A 697-nucleotide genomic window follows, 5' to 3' on the forward strand; every position below is an offset into this window, starting at 1 on the left:
TGTGAATAAGAGACAGGGGGGCGACACCCCTCCCACCAATGCGCGCGAAAAGACTGTGTCGAGAGGTTCGCGGAGCACCCGAGGCGTCATCCGAAGTCAGAGAGGAGTCAAGTCCTGGGCCGAGGCACTGCCCTCGGTGGATGAGGCGCGTAAGCAGGTGAAGTGAACGAACGTCCCAGCGCCGCTGACGCTCCGACTGCTCGCCATGGCCGGAACGGCTGCTCGGCTTGAGCTGGAATGGGTGCTCACCTTCGCCGGAATACGCAAAGCTGCTGCGCACCATCGCGGCGCGAGCGGATGTGGCGTTGCTCGAAGGCACCACGTTCCACACCTCGAGGAAGACGTTCATCACCCACCTGATTCGCGACTCGGGCGGCGACATCTCCGTGGCGCAACAGCTTGCCGGCCACTCAACGCCGGCCGTCACGGCTGCCTATTATGTGGGACGCGACGTCGAGCATCAGGCGAGCCGCGTCAGTGCCCTCCGCCTCGTTTCCCTTCCCGCAGTTGAGCACGCGGCGAGCACTCGGCCGTCGCTCTCATCCCGTAGCACACACACGGCGACACGCGAGGTTGCAATGAATCCGCAGCGTTACGACTCTGAACTTCCCCGCCGTAAGCCGAGCGCCTTCATTTTTTTATAGAAGTGCCCCCGCTCCAAATCGAGCAGCCGCGCGGCTTCCGTCACGTTGTCGTG

Annotated in this window: 1 protein-coding gene and 1 pseudogene; one reads left to right on the forward strand and one right to left on the reverse strand. The window is 63.4% G+C overall.

Features of this window, described 5'->3' with window-relative positions; all coding sequences use genetic code 11:
- Positions 1-299: 299 nt before the first annotated feature.
- A pseudogene (locus tag G4D87_RS40325) lies at positions 300-380 on the forward strand (hypothetical protein); the annotation flags it as partial.
- Positions 381-592: 212 nt separating this feature from the next.
- Here G4D87_RS40325 and G4D87_RS38400 read toward each other — a convergent pair.
- The coding region (locus G4D87_RS38400; protein WP_163787668.1) for a helix-turn-helix domain-containing protein at positions 593-697 on the reverse strand (105 nt) is incomplete at its 5' end.

This window comes from Myxococcus vastator, from assembly GCF_010894475.1.
Classification (GTDB): Bacteria; Myxococcota; Myxococcia; order Myxococcales; family Myxococcaceae; genus Myxococcus; species Myxococcus vastator.